Annotated in this window: 16 protein-coding genes and 1 riboswitch; of the genes, 11 read left to right on the forward strand and 5 right to left on the reverse strand. The window is 65.1% G+C overall.

What is annotated here, in order from left to right:
- Positions 1 to 10: 10 nt before the first annotated feature.
- From QRN51_RS09855 to purU, 5 genes are read left to right on the forward strand one after another with little or no spacing between them, the layout of a single operon-like run.
- Positions 11 to 325: a sarcosine oxidase subunit delta gene (locus QRN51_RS09855; RefSeq protein WP_284989681.1), complete on the forward strand. Its 315-nt coding sequence runs from the start codon at positions 11 to 13 to the stop codon at positions 323 to 325.
- Positions 322 to 3267 carry a 2Fe-2S iron-sulfur cluster-binding protein gene (locus tag QRN51_RS09860; protein WP_284989682.1) on the forward strand — a complete coding sequence of 982 codons (2946 nt, stop codon included), beginning with the start codon at positions 322 to 324 and terminating at the stop codon, positions 3265 to 3267. Before QRN51_RS09855 ends, QRN51_RS09860 begins: the two co-directional genes overlap by 4 nt.
- Positions 3260 to 3895: a sarcosine oxidase subunit gamma gene (locus tag QRN51_RS09865; protein ID WP_284989683.1), complete on the forward strand. Its 636-nt coding sequence runs from the start codon at positions 3260 to 3262 to the stop codon at positions 3893 to 3895. Before QRN51_RS09860 ends, QRN51_RS09865 begins: the two co-directional genes overlap by 8 nt.
- Entirely contained in the window at positions 3895 to 5286 is a 1392-nt protein-coding gene (locus QRN51_RS09870; RefSeq protein ID WP_059388143.1) for an L-serine ammonia-lyase, read from the forward strand. The genes QRN51_RS09865 and QRN51_RS09870 overlap by 1 nt, the downstream gene beginning before the upstream one ends.
- Positions 5287 to 5288: 2 nt before the next feature.
- On the forward strand, positions 5289 to 6197 hold the full coding sequence (gene purU, locus QRN51_RS09875) for a formyltetrahydrofolate deformylase (RefSeq protein ID WP_059388142.1): 909 nt from the start codon (positions 5289 to 5291) through the stop codon (positions 6195 to 6197).
- Between the two features lie 42 nt (positions 6198 to 6239).
- On the opposite strand, the gene QRN51_RS09880 is transcribed toward purU, so the two are convergent.
- Positions 6240 to 7727, reverse strand: a complete 1488-nt coding sequence (locus QRN51_RS09880) for a PucR family transcriptional regulator (protein ID WP_284989684.1) — start codon at positions 7725 to 7727, stop codon at positions 6240 to 6242.
- 109 nt (positions 7728 to 7836) lie between these two features.
- Here QRN51_RS09880 and QRN51_RS09885 point away from each other — a divergent pair, with 109 nt between their 5' ends.
- Together QRN51_RS09885 and QRN51_RS09890 are read left to right on the forward strand one after the other, a co-directional pair.
- The gene (locus QRN51_RS09885; RefSeq protein WP_059388141.1) at positions 7837 to 9348 is read left to right on the forward strand and encodes a purine-cytosine permease family protein; all 1512 of its coding nucleotides are present in this window, start codon (positions 7837 to 7839) and stop codon (positions 9346 to 9348) included.
- Positions 9349 to 9359: 11 nt separating this feature from the next.
- Positions 9360 to 10313, forward strand: a complete 954-nt coding sequence (locus QRN51_RS09890) for a polysaccharide deacetylase family protein (protein WP_284989685.1) — start codon at positions 9360 to 9362, stop codon at positions 10311 to 10313.
- A gap of 102 nt (positions 10314 to 10415) precedes the next feature.
- Here QRN51_RS09890 and QRN51_RS09895 read toward each other — a convergent pair whose 3' ends face one another.
- Positions 10416 to 11336 (reverse strand): matrixin family metalloprotease, encoded by a 921-nt coding sequence (locus tag QRN51_RS09895; RefSeq protein WP_442880142.1) that lies wholly within the window; start codon positions 11334 to 11336, stop codon positions 10416 to 10418.
- A 47-nt stretch (positions 11337 to 11383) separates the two neighbouring features.
- Positions 11384 to 12571, reverse strand: coding sequence for a VIT1/CCC1 transporter family protein (locus QRN51_RS09900; protein WP_284989686.1), 1188 nt, complete (start codon positions 12569 to 12571; stop codon positions 11384 to 11386).
- A 268-nt stretch (positions 12572 to 12839) separates the two neighbouring features.
- Between QRN51_RS09900 and QRN51_RS09905 the strand changes: the two genes are divergently transcribed.
- The gene (locus QRN51_RS09905) at positions 12840 to 13028 is read left to right on the forward strand and encodes a hypothetical protein (RefSeq protein WP_059388139.1); all 189 of its coding nucleotides are present in this window, start codon (positions 12840 to 12842) and stop codon (positions 13026 to 13028) included.
- Between the two features lie 25 nt (positions 13029 to 13053).
- Here QRN51_RS09905 and QRN51_RS09910 read toward each other — a convergent pair whose 3' ends face one another.
- Together QRN51_RS09910 and QRN51_RS09915 are read right to left on the reverse strand one after the other, a co-directional pair.
- Positions 13054 to 13374 carry a hypothetical protein gene (locus QRN51_RS09910; protein WP_284989687.1) on the reverse strand — a complete coding sequence of 107 codons (321 nt, stop codon included), beginning with the start codon at positions 13372 to 13374 and terminating at the stop codon, positions 13054 to 13056.
- A gap of 14 nt (positions 13375 to 13388) precedes the next feature.
- A riboswitch (SAM riboswitch) is annotated at positions 13389 to 13508 on the reverse strand.
- 81 nt (positions 13509 to 13589) lie between these two features.
- On the reverse strand, positions 13590 to 15122 hold the full coding sequence (locus QRN51_RS09915; protein ID WP_284989688.1) for a sodium:solute symporter family protein: 1533 nt from the start codon (positions 15120 to 15122) through the stop codon (positions 13590 to 13592).
- A 303-nt stretch (positions 15123 to 15425) separates the two neighbouring features.
- Here QRN51_RS09915 and QRN51_RS09920 point away from each other — a divergent pair, with 303 nt between their 5' ends.
- From QRN51_RS09920 to QRN51_RS09930, 3 genes are all read left to right on the forward strand, one after another.
- On the forward strand, positions 15426 to 16001 hold the full coding sequence (locus tag QRN51_RS09920; RefSeq protein WP_059388136.1) for a helix-turn-helix domain-containing protein: 576 nt from the start codon (positions 15426 to 15428) through the stop codon (positions 15999 to 16001).
- Positions 16002 to 16270: 269 nt separating this feature from the next.
- A complete protein-coding gene (locus QRN51_RS09925; protein WP_284989689.1) occupies positions 16271 to 17686 on the forward strand; it encodes an ammonium transporter in 1416 nt (471 codons plus the stop codon).
- On the forward strand, positions 17683 to 18024 hold the full coding sequence (locus QRN51_RS09930; protein ID WP_059388134.1) for a P-II family nitrogen regulator: 342 nt from the start codon (positions 17683 to 17685) through the stop codon (positions 18022 to 18024). Before QRN51_RS09925 ends, QRN51_RS09930 begins: the two co-directional genes overlap by 4 nt.
- Positions 18025 to 18083: the final 59 nt, after the last annotated feature.

An 18083-nucleotide genomic window follows, 5' to 3' on the forward strand; every position in this document is an offset into this window, starting at 1 on the left:
GAGACCAACCATGCTGCTCATCAGCTGCCCCAATTGCGGGCCACGAGACGAAACCGAATTCCACTACGGCGGCCAGGCCCACGTGGCCTACCCGGAAAACCCGGACGCGCTAACGGACCGCCAGTGGGCCGAGTACTTGTTCTACCGCGACAACACGAAAGGCGCCTTCGCCGAACGCTGGGTACACAGCACCGGTTGCCGCCAATGGTTCAACATGCTCCGTGACACCGTCAGCTATGACATCCAGGCCATCTACAAGATGGGCGAACAGCGCCCTGATGTGAACATCACAGCAGCCACCACTCCGGAAGGAGCAACGAAGTGACCCCGCAGAACGCCCGCCTCGCCACCGGCGGCCGCATCGACCGCAGCATCTCCTGGCGGTTCACCGTGGACGGCCAGGAATACACCGGCCACCCGGGGGACACTGTCGCTTCCGCATTGCTGGCCAACGGCCGCATCAACGCAGGCAACTCCCTCTACGAGGACCGGCCCCGCGGCATCATGTCCGCCGGCGTGGAAGAATCCAACGCCCTGGTCAAGGTGGCTGCCCGCTTCCCCGGCCATGTCGCCGAGTCGATGCTTCCGGCGACCACCGTGTCCCTCGTGGACGGGCTCAACGTTGAGTTCCTGAACGGCCTCGGCAAGCTCGATCCCAACGAGGACCGCGCCGAGTACGACAAGAAGTACGTCCACACAGACGTCCTCGTCGTTGGCGGCGGCGTTTCCGGCCTCGCGGCAGCCCGCGAAGCCGTCCGCACCGGAGCCAGGGTCATCCTGATCGATGACCAGCCCGAACTCGGCGGCTTGCTGCTTTCCGGCTCCGCTGCCCCGGAACTCGCCGAAGTGATCGAAGGCAAGCCGGCGCTCGAATGGATCGCCGATGTCGAGGCGGAGCTCGTCTCCGCCGCCGAATGCACCGTCCTCAACCGCACCACGGCGTTCGGCTCCTACGACGCGAACTATGTGATCGCGGCACAGAACCGCACCGACCACCTCGGCAGCCCGGCCGCGGACGGCGTCTCCCGCCAGCGTATTTGGCACATCCGTGCCAAGCAGGTGGTCCTGGCCCCCGGTGCCCACGAGCGTCCGCTCGTCTTCGAGAATAACGACCGGCCCGGCATCATGCTGGCCTCGGCTGTCCGTAGCTACCTCAACCGCTACGCAGTCGCCGCCGGACGGCGGGTCGTCATCGGCACCACCAACGATTCGGCCTACTTGCTCGCTGCGGATTTGCTGGCCGCAGGTGTCAAGGTCGCCGCCGTCGTCGACGCCCGCCCCAAGCTCAGCGAGAAAGCGGCAACCGCCGTCGAAAGCGGCCTCCGCGTCCTCGTCGGCAGCGCCGTCGCCGATTCCTCCGGCGCGGGGGAGAACGGCCGGATCGACGGCGTCACCATCCGCAGCCTCAACGACGACGGCGAAGTCACCTCCGGCGTCGAACGGATCGCTTGCGATCTGCTGGCGGTTTCCGGTGGCTGGAGTCCCGTGGTCCACCTCCACAGCCAGCGCCAGGGCAAGTTGCGTTGGGACGATGACCTGGCCGGCTTCGTGCCGAGCTCCGTGGTCAGGGACCAGCATGTTGCCGGTTCAGGCCGTGGCAGCTACGAGCTCGAGGATTGCCTGAGCGAAGGCGCATCCGCCGGTGCCGCGGCCGCTATCGCCGCAGGCTTCAGCACCCAGACGGTGCCTGTCGAGCCGAAGGCGCCCGTGGCCTCCGCCCCGACCCGCCAGTTGTGGCTGGTGCCGGGGCAGAGCGGAAACGCGGGGGAGTGGCACCACCACTTCGTCGACTTCCAGCGCGACCAGTCCGTGGCCGACGTGCTCCGTTCCACCGGGGCCGGCATGCGCTCGGTGGAACACATCAAGCGGTACACCTCCATCAGCACGGCCAACGACCAGGGCAAGACCTCCGGCGTCAACGCCATCGGCGTGATCGCGGCGGCCCTCAAGCAGGCTGGAGAGGCAGCCCGTGGCATCGGGGACATCGGCACCACGACCTACCGTGCCCCGTTCACGCCGGTGGCCTTCGCGGCGTTGGCCGGACGCCAGCGCGGCGAGCTGTTCGATCCCGCCCGCGTGACCTCCATCCACCCCTGGCACGTTGCCCAGGGAGCGCTCTTCGAGGACGTCGGCCAGTGGAAGCGGCCGTGGTACTACCCGCAAGCGGGCGAGGACATGGACGCCGCGGTGCTCCGCGAATGCGCCGCAGTCCGCGAATCCGTGGGCTTCATGGACGCCACCACGCTCGGCAAGATCGAGATCCGTGGCAAGGACGCCGGTGAGTTCCTGAACCGCATCTACACCAACGCGTTCAAGAAGCTTGCCCCCGGTTCCGCACGCTACGGGGTCATGTGCACCCCGGACGGCATGATCTTCGACGACGGCGTGACACTGCGCCTCGACGAGGGCCGCTACTTCATGACCACCACCACCGGCGGCGCAGCCAAGGTCCTCGACTGGCTCGAGGAATGGCACCAGACCGAGTGGCCCGAACTCGACGTGGTGTGCACATCGGTGACTGAACAGTGGACGACGATTGCCGTCGTCGGGCCGAAATCCCGCGCCGTGATCGCCAAAGTCGCCCCGCAACTGGCGGCCGACGGCGGGCTGGACGCCGAAGCGTTCCCGTTCATGACGTTCCGCGAGACCACGCTGGCCTCCGGAGTCCAGGCACGGGTTTGCCGGATCTCGTTCTCCGGTGAGCTTGCCTACGAAATCAATGTTCCGTCCTGGTACGGGCTCAACACCTGGGAAGCCGTTGCTGCCGCAGGGGCCGAGTTCAACATCACCCCGTACGGCACGGAAACCATGCACGTGCTGCGTGCCGAGAAGGGCTACCCGATCGTCGGGCAGGACACGGACGGGACTGTCACCCCGCAGGATGCCGGGATGGAGTGGATCGTTTCCAAAGCCAAGGACTTCATCGGCAAGCGTTCGTACAGCCGCGAGGACGCGGTCCGCACTGACCGCAAGCACCTGGTCAGCGTCCTGCCGGCGGACGGCTCGTTCCGTCTTCCGGAAGGCACCCAGCTTGTGGAAAAGGGAATCCCGGTCAACCCGGCTTACGGCCCCGTGCCGATGCAGGGCTTCGTGACCTCGAGCTACCACAGTGCCGCATTGGGCCGTTCCTTCGGCCTGGCTCTGATCACCAACGGCCGCAACCGCATCGGCGAGACCTTGGTGGCCTCCGTCGGCGACCAGTTGCTGGACGTCGTTGTCGGAGAAACCGTACTTTTCGACGCAGAAGGGACCCGTAAAGATGGCTGAAACAGCAACCCCCGCAAACCCTGAGACGCTCCGTGCGGCACGCCGCAGCCCGGCGTCGCACTTGGCACCGACCTTCGAGTCCGGCTCCGTGGCTGGAACAGTGGCGTTGAAGGAGATCCCGTTCCAAACCATGGTGGGGATCCGGGTTGACAGGAATTCCGACGCCGGAGCCCGCCTCGCGTCCGTGACAGGCGGCCTGCCGGCTGCCTGCGGCGACATCAGCGGGGGGGAGAGGGCCACCACCCTGTGGCTTGGGCCGGAAGAATTCCTGGTGGTCGCACCGGAATCGGCCCACGATTCACTGGGCGGAGACCTTGTCCGCGCCCTGGTGGAGGCCTTGGGCGACGACCCTGGACAGGTGGTGGACTTGTCCGCCAACCGCACCACCTTCGAACTGTCCGGGATCCGGGCGCGAGACGTCCTGGAGAAGGGTTGTTCGCTGGACCTGCACCCCCGCGCCTTCCGCACCGGAACGGCCCTGGCCACGGAAATCGGCAACATCCCCGCCATGCTGTTCAAGACCGGCGAGGACAGCTTCCGGATCTTCCCGAGGGCGTCGTTCGCCGACTTCCTGGGCCGCTGGCTGCTTGACGGCATGAGGGAATACGCCTCTCCTGAGGTCCCCTGATGGCATTGAGCGTGCTTGACCTGTTTTCCATTGGCATCGGGCCGTCGTCTTCGCACACGGTCGGCCCGATGCGGGCGGCGAAGCAGTTCACCGACGGCCTGGAATCCTCCGGGCAACTCGCGGCAACGGTGCGCGTCCAGGCAGAGCTTTTCGGCTCGCTGGGCGCCACCGGCCGCGGCCACGGTTCGGACAAAGCCGTGGTGCTGGGACTACAGGGCCAATCACCGGAAACGGTGGACACGTCCACTGCCGATGACCAGGTTGCCGCGGCCGCCCTCGACGCCGAATTGCGGATAGCCGGACATCACCGCGTGGACTTCAACTGGGATGAAGACGTGGTCCTGCACCGACGCAAATCCCTGCCTGCCCACCCCAACGGCATGACCTTCCGTGCCCTCGACCACACCGGGGAAGTGCTCCGCGAACGGAGCTACTATTCGATCGGCGGCGGCTTCGTGGTGGACGGTGACGCGTCCGGAAACGACAAAGTGGTCGCTGACAGCACCGTGCTGCCCTATCCGTTCAGCACTGCAGACGAGCTCCTGGCGATCTGCGCACGGGAGGGCATGTCCATTTCCGATGTCATGCTGGCCAACGAACTCGTGTGGCGCAGCGAGGCCGAACTTCGCGAGCGGCTGCTGCAGATCTGGGCCGTCATGCGCGAATGCGTCGACAATGGCTGCGCCGCGGAAGGAATCCTGCCGGGAGGCTTGAACGTCAGGCGACGGGCGCCGTCGTTGTTCAAGTCGCTCAAGGCCACCGACGCCGGTCTGCAAGGCTCAAGCTCGGCAGACCCGCTGCTCGCCATGGAATGGGTGAACCTGTTCGCGCTGGCCGTGAACGAGGAAAACGCCGCGGGTGGCCGCATTGTCACGGCGCCCACCAACGGTGCGGCGGGCATTGTTCCGGCGGTACTGCACTATTACACGAAATTCGTGCAGGGCGCCGACGACGACGGCGTGGTCCGCTTCCTGCTCGCGGCGGCCGCCGTCGGGATCCTGTTCAAGATCAACGCCTCCATTTCCGGCGCCGAAGTCGGCTGCCAGGGTGAAGTGGGCTCAGCCTGTTCGATGGCTGCCGCTGGTCTGTGCGAGGTCCTTGGAGGCACTCCCAAACAAGTGGAGAACGCCGCGGAAGTGGGCATCGAACACAACCTTGGCCTCACGTGCGATCCCGTAGGCGGGCTGGTGCAGATCCCGTGCATCGAACGCAACGCCATCGCCAGCGTGAAGGCCATCAACGCTGCCCGTCTTGCCCTGCACGGCGACGGCAGCCACAAAGTGTCCCTTGATAAAGCCATCAAAACCATGCGAGAGACAGGAGCGGACATGAAAAGCAAGTACAAGGAGACCTCCCGCGGAGGCCTCGCCGTCAACGTAGTGGAGTGCTAGCCATGACTGTCACACAGAATGAATCCGCCCCGCGACCTGGAGCGGCCCTGCCGGCTACCACCGTTGAGCATGTCCTGACGCTCGATTGCCCGGAAACGCGGGGCATCGTGCACGCCGTCTCCGGCTTCCTCCTGGAACACGGCTGCGACATCATCGACAACAAGCAATTCGACTCCCAACTGGATCACCATTTCTTCATGCGGATCCACTTCGCATCGGAAGGTGACGAATCGACGATCGACTCGCTCCGGGAAGCCTTTGCGCCTGTTGCCGAAAAGTTCGGCATGCGCTGGCAGTTGCAACGCCACGGTGCCAAGCGGCGCGTCCTGATCATGGTCTCGAAGTTCGAGCACTGCCTCAACGATCTCCTGTTCCGGGCCCGTATCGGGGAACTGCCGGTCGAGATTGTCGGGGTGGTCTCCAACCATCCGGACCACAGGCGGACGGTCGAATGGCACGGCATTCCGTTCTTCCACGTGCCCGTCACCGCGGACACCAAGGCGGCGGCTGAAGGACAACTCCTTGACCTGATCGATCGCCTGGACGTCGAACTGGTGGTCCTGGCCCGCTACATGCAGGTCCTCAGCGACGATCTTGCCCGCAAGCTCGACGGCCGGGCCATCAACATCCACCATTCATTCCTGCCCAGCTTCAAAGGTGCCAAGCCGTACCACCAGGCTTACGCCCGGGGCGTCAAGACCGTGGGTGCCACCGCGCACTACGTCAACGGTGAGTTGGATGAGGGACCGATCATCGCCCAGCAAGTGGTAGAAGTTGACCACACCTTCGGTCCGGACGACCTCGTGGCAGCCGGCCGCGACACCGAGTGCAAAGCACTCAGCAACGCCGTCCGCTGGCATTGCGAAGGGCGCGTGATCCTGCAAGGCAGCAGAACCGTAGTGCTCAAGTAGCGTTTGAACGGCCCACCCAACGGTGGGCCGTTCAGGCGTTGCCTAAAGCCGCGCCAAGCGTGTTGCCACGTGAAGCGCGACGAGCCTGCCCGTTCCCCGGGGGTCCCCGCCGCACAACTCGAAAATCCGCTGGAGCCTGTGGTGCATCGACTGCCGTTCCAAGTGCAGTTCCCGTGCCGCGTGAGCGGTATTGCACCCCGTATCCAGCCAGACGGCCAACGTCCGCATCAGCTCCGAGCGCCGCAGCTCGTCATGCTCGACGACGGCGCCGAGCTGCCGCCGCACGAATCCTTCACGGACTGCCGCGTCGAGGCTTCCTTGTGCCAGTCGCTCGACGGCGAAGTCCTCGGTATCGACCACGCCGTTCGCGGCTCCCGGCCCGGACCCCGGCATGAGCTCGAGCGTCCGGCGCGCCTCTGCCAGCGACCACGGCGCCTCGCCGATTCCCTGCGCCAGCGGACCCACGGCGGTGACCGAGCCGTCGGGGACCTCCAGGGCCTCAAGCGCATGGATGAGCGCGATGCGCGAAGCCACTGCCCTGGTGCGGGGAAGCGCGGCCAAGGCAATCAATTCCGCGTTGTCCGCGTAGCTCGCGCTTTGCGGAACCGTGCCGTCCAGGATGCCGTCGAGCCGTGTCCGGAGCTGCCCAGCCGCAGGGGAACGCACCACGACGGCGGCCACCGGGCCGCTGGCGGGAAACCCCGACGCCGGTCCCAATTGCTGCAGTCGCCATGACTGCGTACCCGAACTGACGGCCCGCATGAGTTCGATGCCGGCAAGTTCCTTGAGTCCCGGCGGCATGCGTTGCAGCAGGGCCAAGCCGAGGATATCGACGCACCGCTCGCCGGCCACCTGCGCGAGGTTGGCGTCGCCGTCGTCGGGCACTTCCAACTCCAGCCGGGCCGCAAGGACGCCGCGGACGGGCACATCGACGGTGGTGACGGTCCCGGACTCGGGCTGCGCGGCCGCCGTCGCGCTTCCCAAAGTGATGCCCGACGGCGAGACGAGCCTCGCGCTGGAACCCGTCCGGCCTGCCAGCACCGCGAGGAGTTGATCCAGTCCGCCTCCGTGCGCGAGTTCCGCCGCCATGGCATGGCTCGTTTCGTCGCCGAACTGCAATTGTGCGACCGACTCACTGACAAGGAGCGAGTTGATGGCTTGCATGATGCCGACGAAAGGGGCCACTTTGCACAACTCGATGATGGGCAGCCCGGCGTCCTGGCCGGCGTCGATCATGGACTCCGGAATTGCGGGCAGCTCGGGACCCGTTTCGATCGCCAAAGCGGTGATGCCGCGCGCCGCCAGTTGGCGGACGTAGTCCACGCGCCGCTCGTCCGAGGCGGTGGCGAGGGCCTGCCCGCCGCTCAGGAGCAGCTCTCCGCCCCGCAGCAACGGAGCGATGTCCAGCACTTCGCTTGAATGGACCCAACGGAGCTGCCGGGACAGTGCCTCGGGCACATCCGTCCGGAGAACTGGTTCGGCGGCTTTCAGGCTTTCGTGTTCGAAGGCGTCGGCAAGGAGCAAAGACATGACACTCCGTAACTAATTATTGGAATCTATCGTACACATCGTATCTTGTTGCTGTGATGTGGGGCACATACATTGAAGGAGTCCCTTTCCTACACGGAGGATCCCCCCAATGCACGAGAACTTATCCACTGCGACGCCTGGGGCTGCAACGGCGCAGACCGACGTCGAACAGAACCTGCAGTCCATTCCCGAATCAGCGCGTACCCGCAGCGTAGCGGGCCAATTCTGGATCTGGGCAGGCGCAAACCTTGCCCCCATCAACTGGGTCCTCGGGGCCCTCGGCGTCCAGCTTGGACTGGGCTTTGCCGATACCGTCACGGTCCTGGTGGTGGGAAACCTGATCGGCATGGCGCTCTTTGGCTTGTTTGTCCTCCTGGGCCAGCGGACCGGTGCCACCGGCATGGTCCTGGCCCGGGCCGTCTTCGGCCGCCGCGGCAACTACCTCCCGAGCGCCATCCAGGCACTCCTCGGAATCGGTTGGTGCGCCGTCAACACCTGGATCATCCTGGACCTCGTGATGGCACTCCTCGGAAAGCTCGGCATGGTCGATCCCGAGCAGCCCAACGTAGGCCCCAAGATCCTGGTGGCCTTCCTGATCATGTCCGCCCAGGTCACCATCGCCTGGTTCGGCTACAAGGCCATCGCGGCTTTCGAGAAGTGGACCGTCCCGCCCACCATCGTGGTGCTGATCGCGATGTCCGCCGTGGCCTGGTTCGGCATGAACATCGATTGGGGTTACGCAGGCCCTCCCGGGGCTGTCCTTGAGGGCGGCGCGCGGATCGCGGCCATGACCACCGTGATGACGGTTATCGGCATCGGCTGGGGGATCACCTGGTTCACCTACGCGGCGGACTATTCACGCTTCGTCAGCAAGTCCGTCCCCAAGCACAAGGTCTACCTGGCCTCCGTATTCGGCCAGTTCCTCCCGGTGGTGTGGCTCGGCATCCTTGGCGCCAGCTTGGCAACGAAGAGCGGCACGGCCGATCCCGGCCACCTCATCGTGGACAACTTCGGCGTGCTGGCCATCCCGGTGCTCTTCCTGGTGCTGCACGGTCCCATCGCGACGAACATCCTGAACATCTACACCTTTTCGGTGGCCGCCCAGGCCCTGGACATCAAGGCCAAGCGTCGCTCCTTGAACCTCTTCGTCGGACTCCTTGCCCTGGTCGGCGTCGTGTTCTTCATCCTGCAGGAGGATTTCGCGTCAACGCTGAGCACGTGGCTCGGCGGGCTCGTGGCGTGGGTAGCCGCGTGGGGAGGCATCATGTTGGTGCACTACTTCTGGGTGGACAAGCGCAGCCCCGTAGCAGTCGACCGGCTCTTCGACCCTGTGGGTACCCGCAGGCTCCCGGCGTTCAACTGGGCCGGGATCACCGCGCTCCTGGTAGGCATCTTTGCCACGTGGCTGTTCATGTACGGCGTCCTGCCGATCATGCAAGGCCCCATCGCCACGGCCATGGGCGGGATCGACTTGTCCTGGCTGGCCGGCGGACTTGTTGCCGCGGCAGTCTATGGCGCGCTGGGCCCACGGGTCCATGCCCGGTACCTTCCGCTGTCTTCCGAGACCGCAGCGTCGCAGCCGCTTGCGGAAGACGCCGTCGCCAATCTGGTCAACGACTGAAAGGACACCCGATGACCACCAACGCTTTCCCCGACGAGGCACACTCGATCACTTGGCCTGAAGGCTTCAGGGCGGCGGCGTCCTTCACGTTCGACGTCGACGCCGAATCCTGCACCATCGCGCACGATCCCACGAGCACCAGGCGCATGTCCCTCATGAGCCACCAGTCCTACGGCCCGAGGGTTGCTGTTCCGCGACTCTTGAAGATCCTCGAGCGCCAAGAGATCCAGGGAACCTTCTTCATCCCGGGATTCACGGCGGAAAGCTACCCGGACGTGGTGCGGCGGATCGTCGACGGCGGCCATGAAGTCGCCCACCACGGCTACCTGCACGAGCCAATGCAGGGAATCGACGCCGCCACCGAGGCCAACTACCTGGACCGCGGGCTCGACGCGCTCGCGAAGGTAGCCGGGGTCAGGCCGGTCGGCTACAGGGCACCGTGGTGGGAGCTCAACTGGCATTCGCCGGCCCTGCTCGCGGACCGTGGCTTCCTCTACGATTCAAGCCTGCTCGACGGCGATGCCCCCTACCGCATGGCGGTTGCCTCGGATTCGGGTGATTCGCGGGACATCGTGGAGATCCCGGTGGATTGGGCCTTGGACGATTGGGAACAATACGCGTTCTATCCGGGAGTGACAGGCAGCGGGGTCATCGAGAGTCCGGCCAAGGTGTTGGAGATGTGGACCCTCGAAGCCGAAGCCCACCACACCCAAGGCAGCTGTTTCGTCTTGACCAACCACCCCTTCATCTCCGGCCGTCCGTCCAAGGCGGTTGCCTTGGAGCAGCTGATCGGACGAGTCAAGGCCATGGACGGGATGTGGGTGACCACCTTGGAACGGATCGCCGAGCACACCAAGGCCACGGTGAACGAGATCCACAGCCACGCCCGGATCGAGGTCCCGTCCTACCCGGGCGCAGGAGCCAGCTTCACGTCCGCCCGCGTGCTGGAAACCGCCCCCAACTAAGCCCGTCCCCACCCAACTGACTCGCAGTTGTTGTCGTTATCAGGGCCCAAAACGACACCTAATGCGAGCTAGTTGGGTGGGCCGGGCTAAGGGTGGGCCGGGCTACAGGTCGGTGCGGCACAGAGCGGTGTGGAGTTTGTAGAGTCCATTCAGGTCTCCGGCCGCCAAACCATCAGGGGCGCCGATCTCCGGGTACATGAGCTGGATCGGATCGTCTACGTGGTCAAGGCCAACCACGTGGCCAAGTTCGTGTTGGATCACCGCGGAGACGTAATGGGCGCCGCCGGAGACGCCCAGCAGTTCCGTGATTTGCGGGGCGTCCAAGTCCAGGCTTCCCGAAACGTAGCTCTTGGGTCCGGTGCCGAAGCTGTACATGGTGCTGCCGCCCGTTCCGATGACGGATCCTGTCAATGCGGGAGCCGCCTCTGGAGTGGTCCAGGAAATCAGCAGCGGTGCCCAACGGTCTCCGTAGAGCGCGGGCTGGTACGGCTTGCGCTTCTCGGAGGGGGTTTCCTTGCTGGTGCCGTCGTCAACGAATGTGAGGCCCGTAGCAGCGGCAATCTTTGCAATGGCGTCGGCGATGAGCCCCTCGGATCCGGCCGGGGCGAGAGCCGCGTTGACCACGTAGTGCAGTGGCCGGCACGGAGAGTAGCCCACGGGGGTACCGTCGGCATTGGTGGCCAGGAACTTGAAGGAGTTGCTGGCCACCGCAGGCTTGGCGGGGGAGCCAAGCGGGTGGCCGGCTTCTTCCAGGCCAGGCGGCGGCGTATCCGGCGCGCGGGCCGCCTTTGGCTGACCCTGTCCGGGAGCCCCGCCCGGCCCGGAGCTGCTTGCCGTGGCGTGGGCGGACGGGGCCAGGTTCGGAAGCAAGCCGGTGATTCCAGGGTCGCCCCGGAGGAATCCACTGACCAACACGGCTACGGCAGCGACCACCGCCACCAGCATCAAATTTCGGAACAGCGCGAGCGCGGTGCTGGGGCGCTTGGGCGGCGGGCCGCCGTCGTACCCGTAGTTTGAATGCAAGTCTTCCCCCAAATCCCTGTACCGGGCACCCCAGCGGGCCGGCGGTACTAACCGATGACAGCGCCGAAGACGAAGCCCAGCCCATACGTGGCCGCGGCCGCGCCGAGCCCGATGGCGAGCTGCCGGAGGCCGCGGGTCAGCGGCGAGGTTCCGGACAACAAGCCGACGACGGCGCCGGTCGACAGAAGCGCGATGCCCACCAGCGTACCGGCCACAGCAAGCGCCGCGAAGCCGGTCATGCCGAAGATGAACGGCAGGATGGGCACAATGGCGCCCGAAGCGAAGAAGCAGAAACTCGAGATCGCGGCGCCCCAGGCGGAGCCCACGGCCTCGTGCTCATTGACGGTTTCTTCCACTTCGGGGTGCAGGGAGAGGCTGGGATCGCAATCGCAGCTGTAGACGCCCATGCGTTCAGCGGCCCGGTGTTCGGCGGCTTCGCGGGACATGCCCCGGGCCAGATACACGAGGACCAGCTCGTTGTGCTCGATGTCCAGGGCCGGGGCTGCGGTCAGCGTGGCCTGGGTGGGGCGGGTGGCCTTGAGGAGCTCGAGCTGCGAGCGGACAGAGACATATTCGCCGGCACCCATGGACAGCGCGCCTGCCAGCAGGCCGGCGATGCCGCTGAACAGGACCACAGTGGCGGGGACGCCGGTGGCCGCCATGCCCATCACGAGTGAGAGGTTGCTGACAAGACCGTCGTTGGCGCCGAAGACGGCCGCGCGGAAAGTGCCGGACAACCTGTTGCGGCCGCGCGTCGCCAGGCCGCGGACTACTTCCTCGTGGATCTGTTCGTCAGCCGCCATGGCGCGGGTCGCTGCTGGATCCTTCGCGTAAGGCGAGCGGCCTTCAGCCCTTTGGGCGAGGGCCAGCACGAACACTGATCCAAAGTTCCGGGCGAGGAAGCCGAGCATTTGGCTTCGGATCGAGGCCGCCTTCGGCATGCCGGCATGTTCCCCGAGGAGCTTGAGCCAGTGTGCCTCGTGGCGGCCCTCGGCCTCTGCGAGTGCCAACAGGATTTCGCGTTCCTCGCCGTCGCGGCGCTGCGCCAGTTGGCGGTACACGGCGGCCTCGGCCCGCTCGTCCGCCAAGTACTGACGCCAGCGCTTGATGTCCGACGACGACGGGGGAGTCTTGGGGGCCGCTTCATCTTGCGATGGACTGCTTTGGTCCGAGCGATTGTCGGGATGCGCGTTGTCTGGATCTGTCGGGTTCTGTGGATCTGCGTGCGGGTGCACCGGGACTCCTGGGTTGCTGGGGCGGGCTTCATCGCCTCATTGCGGCTCCACTCTATCGCCAATTTCCGCGGTTTTTCGGCTGGCAATCCTCACTGGACGTTTTAGGCGCGCCTCAAAAACGGGAGGCTCCCGGGAGGCCCTTGACCGCGGTTGGGGGCAGTGCTGGGATGGATGGACAGGGTCCACGAATTGGCGGGGTAGCGTGGTGACCGGCTGCCTCATGTGCCTGTGCGATGGGCTCAGCGGCACGTCGAACGGAGGTTGCACCATGGACAGCACCGAAACCCACGCCCGCCACCCCGACCGTCCCACGGTCGAGGCCGATCCCGCCTACGACTACAGCGAAGACCTTGAGGTGGACGAGGACTGGGAGGAACAATCCGAGGTCCTCGACGACGACGAACGGGTGGTTCCGCTCGACGCAGAGGAACACCGCGAGGACGAAGAGTTCGAATAGCCCCGGGCTCGCTAAACCCGGGGAGCTAAAACGCGCTCAGGATGAAGTGCCTCTGCACGCCTGCCCGGTGCCCGGTTGCCGCCACCGTCAGGGTGAGTTTCCGTGTGGCGGGGAACCAGCGGGCGGGCTGGACCGCTTTTGAAAGGGCTTGGGTGATGAGCCGCGGCTCATGGTGCCAATAGCGTTCCAGGTTTCCGTCCACGACGAACGTGACGGAGCCTTGGGAGAGGTCGACGCCGGGAATCACCCGGACGAATTCGTCCACCCGGCGGGGGCGGTGCGACAAGAGGGTGCTGGGCTGGGTGGTGCGGCCGGCTATGGCGGTGGCGCCGTTTTCGAAAGGCATGGCCTTCTCCTGTGGAGTTGCTCTTGCCCGTTCGGTTGTCTCTGGTCCGAGCCGGGCCGCTTCTTCATCCGAACCACCCGTGAACATGGGGTTGGCGTGTGGCAAGTCGGAGCTTGGCGCCACATCTCTTGAAGCTCTTCCTACTGTACATGCGACGGCGGCGCCGCACCCCGGAAAAAGGTGCGGCGCCGCCGTCGTACTTGACTCTGTGAAACTTAGTGGCTGGCCACCGGGTGGGCCTCCAGCGGGAGTTCCTCGGTGACTCCTCCGGCGACGCGACGGTCCCATGCTTCGCGGACCTCGGGCTCCGTGGGAGGCGTCAGCAGCGAGACCACAACGTACACCAGCAACGAGGCTCCGAGGCCCCAATAGATGGGATCGTTGGCGTAGACGCCGTCTTCGCTGGGGATGATTCCCGTGGCGTAGGCGATCAGCAGGGCCAGGGTGAGTACGGACCCCACGGCCATGGACCAGGCCGCGGCAATGCCGGTGCCCCGCTTCCAGACCAGGCCGCCCAGGATGGCAACCAGCAGGCCGCCCACCAGGATGTCGTAGGCGATGGTCAGGGCGACCACGACGTCTTGCGCCGCCATGGATATCAACACGGCCACGATGCCCAGTCCGAGGACCCAGTAGCGGTTGGCCTTGACGTCGTGCTCGGGGTTCTCGGTGTCGTCGGTGTTGATGGTCTTGCCGAACCAGCTGGCCACGAACGGGACCACGTCGGCGCGGGCAACGGTCGCCGCGGCGATGAGGGCTCCGGAAGCCGTGGACATCATGGCCGCGACCGCAGCGGCCATCACGAGGCCGCCGATGCCGATCGGCAGGATGTGCGTGGCAACCTCGGCGTAGACGACGTCCTTGCCGAGGGCCTTCACGTCGATGTTGGGCAGTGCCACGCGGGCGGCAAGGCCGATCAATGCGCCGGCGACGCCGTACAGGACGCAGTAGATACCCGCGGTGGCACCGCCCCAACGGGCCACCTTGGGAGTCTTGGCGGTGAAGACGCGCTGCCAGATGTCCTGGCCGATCAGCAGGCCCAGGGTGTAGACCACGAAGTACGTGATGATGGTTTGTGCTCCGATGCCGTCCAACTGGAAGAAGCTGGCGTCAACGCGGGCACGGATGCCATCGAAGCCGCCTGCGGCGTTCAGGACGAACGGGAGCATGAGGAAGAAGATGCCCACGGTCTTGATGATGAACTGCACCTGGTCGGCGAGGGTGATGGACCACATGCCGCCGATCGTTGAGTAGACCAGGACGATTGCGCCGCCGACGGCGATGGCGAGCCAGCGCTCCCAGCCGAAGAGGACAACGAAGATGGTGGCGTAGGCGCCCGTGGACGTGGCGCACAACATCAGGGTGTAGGCGAGCATGACGATGCCGGAAGTCTGTGTGGCGCGCTGTCCGTAACGCAGGCTGAGCATCTGGGAGACCGTGTAGATCTTCAGCCGCTGGATGGTGCCGGCGAAAAGCAGGCTCAGGAGGAGCACGCCCGAACCGATCGCGACAACCAGCCACATGCCGGAGACGCCGAACTTGTAGCCGAGGCCGACGCCGCCAACCGTCGATGCGCCGCCGAGGACGACTGCGGCCATGGTGCCGGTGTAGAGCATCGGACCGAGGCGGCGTCCTGCCACGAGGAAGTCGCTGTTGTTCTTGGTGCGCGACTTGCCCCACCAGCCGAAGGCCAGCATGGCGAGCAAATACACCACCACGATCGCAATATTGATGAACGAAGAGTCCACGGTTGGCTCCTGAAAGTGATGCGCAGAGCCCTTGGGGATTCCGACGCCGGTCCGCTGGGTTTCGTTGCGGGTTGCGGAAGGTCTCTGCGCTGGTGATTGGGGAGAGTAGTCTGTGATGTATGCCTCACAAACAACACTTGTTGCCTATGAGGATACGTAGTGATGCGAGTAACAGTCAAGGTGCTGTCTCGCCCAGCGGACTCATCGGCGCTCCTCCAGCTTGCCAAAGGCCCTGCCGCGCGGGCGATCCGGCTACTATTGCTGCAATGACAGGGCCGCAGAAACGGCCTGAAAGGTTCGTGAATGAAGGCTCTCCCCGTTGAACCGAGCAATGTCCCCGTTGCCATCGGTTCCAGAATCCGTGCCGCCCGCCAATCGCAGCGGCTCACCATCGAGCAGGTTGCCGACGCCACCGGCCTGACCAAAGGGTTCCTGAGCCGGGTGGAACGTGACCTGACATCGCCGTCGGTCGCTTCCCTTGTGACGCTTTGCCAAGTTCTTTCAGTCTCCATCGGCGATCTTTTCGCCGCACCTGAGACGCACCTGACGCGGCGCGACGATGGGCCGCGGATTTCGCTTGGCGGCCAGGGAATCGTGGAGCGGCTCCTGACCGCCCGGTCGGAACGACGGCTGCAGATCCTACAGGCTTCCATCGAGCCCCGCGGCCGGGGAGAAGCCGAGCTTTACGCCGTCGATTGCGACGTCGACGTCCTGCACGTGGTCAAGGGCCGCATCAAATTGATCCTCACCAACGAGGAGTACGAACTCGAAGAGGGGGACACGCTGTCCTTCCCGGGCCGCGAGCCGCACACCTGGGTCAATCCAACCGACGAGCCCGTTGAGGTGCTCTGGATCCTGGTGCCGGCAGCCAGCCGCTGACGCCGGCACTTTGCGATACGGGACCGCTGTGGCCGACACGCGGCGTAACACGCCTGAAACATGACTGACTCCGGGATTTAACCCTGGGACCTTCGGTGTTACGTGCCTGAAATGATCCGTGCCGACTGCTGAAACAGGGCGACTGTACCTTCGAGTCAAGGCAACTCGTCAAGGTCGGTATCCCGTGGGGTACCAGGACCTGTTCGTTTTAAAAATGGTCTCGCCGTGCGGGCGCCATGGAGCGCCGTATATGCAGGAAGGCTCCCGAAATGAACCCAGTATTCTTCAGCGTAGGGCTGGATGTGAACCCCCAGACCCTCGATCCAGGCGCAACAGCCTGGATGCTTGCAGCTTCCGCCCTCGTCCTTCTCATGACGCCAGGTTTGGCGTTCTTCTACGGCGGCCTGGTCAGGATGAAGTCCGTCCTCAACATCATGATGATGAGCTTTGGCGCCATTGGCGTCGTCGCGGTGGTCTGGGCCCTGTGGGGCTACGGACTCGCGTTCGGCCCGGATACCTTGGGCGGCTTCATCGGAGATCCCTTCGCGAACTTCGGACTCAGCGGACTGGCCAGCGTCATCGGCGGGAAAGCCCCGGGGTTGCCGGACATGGTCTTCATAGGGTTCCAAGCCACCTTCGCCATCATCACGGTGGCACTGATCAGTGGCGCGGTGGCCGAACGGGTCAGGTTTGGCCCCTGGCTGCTGTTTGCCGGCCTCTGGGTCACCATTGTCTACGCTCCTATTGCCCACTGGGTTTGGGGCGGCGGCCTCTTCGGATCCACAGGGATCATCGGCAGCAAGATCTCGGCCCTCGACTTTGCCGGTGGCACCGTCGTCCACATGAACGCCGGCATGGCAGGGCTGATGCTTGCGGTAGTGCTCGGCAAGCGGCTCGGATTCATGAAAGACCCCAACATCCGGCCGCACAACCTCCCCTTCGTGATGCTCGGGGCAGGCCTGTTGTGGTTCGGGTGGTTCGGATTCAACGCCGGTTCGGAACTGGCCGCTGATGGAATTGCCGCGCTCGCCTGGACGAATACCCTCTTGGCCACAAGCGCGGCGCTCCTCGGTTGGCTGCTTGTCGAAAGGCTGCGCGACGGCCACGCGACGTCCCTTGGTGCCGCATCCGGCGCGGTCGCCGGCTTGGTGGCGGTCACCCCGGCCTGTGGATTCGTGGACCCCATTGGCGCCATCGTCATCGGCGTCATCGCGGGTGCCGTCTGTGCACTGGCCATCGGACTGAAGTTCAAGATCGGCCTGGACGACTCCTTGGATGTTGTTGCCGTCCACTTTGTCGGCGGCCTGTGGGGGACCCTGTCCCTCGGATTCTTCGCGGTACCCTCGGCAAAGACTGAAGGCGGCCTTTTCTACGGCGGCGGCCTAAGCCAATTCTGGCCCCAAATATTGACGGCCTTGGTGGTCACTGCGTGGACGGCGATCATGACGACGCTCATCGGGCTCGCCATCCACAAGACAGTGGGCATGCGCGTCAAGGAGCACGAAGAGCTGGCCGGCATCGACATCACGGAGCACGCGGAAACAGCCTACGAGCTGGCCATGATTGGCGGGTCCTTCAATCCCGGAGAACCGCAGAACGGCAAAACTCCGTCGAGTTCCAGCGGTGACTCAGAAGCCAGCTCCAACGGGAAAACAGATCGGATGCGCAGCAAGGCGTCGACGTGAAACTGGTCACGGCCATCGTGAGGCCGGAGCGGATCGACGAGGTCCGGGAAGCTTTGGAACACTTTGGAGTCAACGGGATGACCGTGAGCCAAGCCAACGGTTACGGCCAGCAACGGGGCTTCGTGGAGGTGTACCGGGGCGCGGAGTACAATTCCGATCTCCTTCCCAAAATCCGGGTGGAGGTCCTGGCCACGGACGATCTCGTGGACGGAATAGTGGACGCCATCATCTCCGGTGCAAGTACGGGTCAGTTCGGAGACGGGAAGATCTGGACGGTCGACGTTTCGCAAGCCGTCCGGGTCCGGACCGGGGAGCGTGGCGCCTCCGCGATCAGCTAGGAAGACTGTGTTGGTGCCGCTCTGTTGGTGCCGCTCTGCGGCGAGCGGCACCAACACTG

The sequence above is a fragment of the Arthrobacter sp. efr-133-TYG-120 genome (genome assembly GCF_030209785.1).
Lineage (GTDB): Bacteria > Actinomycetota > Actinomycetes > Actinomycetales > Micrococcaceae > Arthrobacter.

Coding starts and splice junctions, on each gene's coding strand:
- QRN51_RS09855 (WP_284989681.1), top strand. CDS start 11: ATGCTGCTCATCAGCTGCCCCAATTGCGGGCCACGAGACGAAACCGAA.
- QRN51_RS09865 (WP_284989683.1), top strand. CDS start 3,260: ATGGCTGAAACAGCAACCCCCGCAAACCCTGAGACGCTCCGTGCGGCA.
- QRN51_RS09870 (WP_059388143.1), top strand. CDS start 3,895: ATGGCATTGAGCGTGCTTGACCTGTTTTCCATTGGCATCGGGCCGTCG.
- purU (WP_059388142.1), top strand. CDS start 5,289: ATGACTGTCACACAGAATGAATCCGCCCCGCGACCTGGAGCGGCCCTG.
- QRN51_RS09880 (WP_284989684.1), bottom strand. CDS start 7,727: ATGTCTTTGCTCCTTGCCGACGCCTTCGAACACGAAAGCCTGAAAGCC.
- QRN51_RS09885 (WP_059388141.1), top strand. CDS start 7,837: ATGCACGAGAACTTATCCACTGCGACGCCTGGGGCTGCAACGGCGCAG.
- QRN51_RS09890 (WP_284989685.1), top strand. CDS start 9,360: ATGACCACCAACGCTTTCCCCGACGAGGCACACTCGATCACTTGGCCT.
- QRN51_RS09905 (WP_059388139.1), top strand. CDS start 12,840: ATGGACAGCACCGAAACCCACGCCCGCCACCCCGACCGTCCCACGGTC.
- QRN51_RS09910 (WP_284989687.1), bottom strand. CDS start 13,374: ATGCCTTTCGAAAACGGCGCCACCGCCATAGCCGGCCGCACCACCCAG.
- QRN51_RS09920 (WP_059388136.1), top strand. CDS start 15,426: ATGAAGGCTCTCCCCGTTGAACCGAGCAATGTCCCCGTTGCCATCGGT.
- QRN51_RS09925 (WP_284989689.1), top strand. CDS start 16,271: ATGAACCCAGTATTCTTCAGCGTAGGGCTGGATGTGAACCCCCAGACC.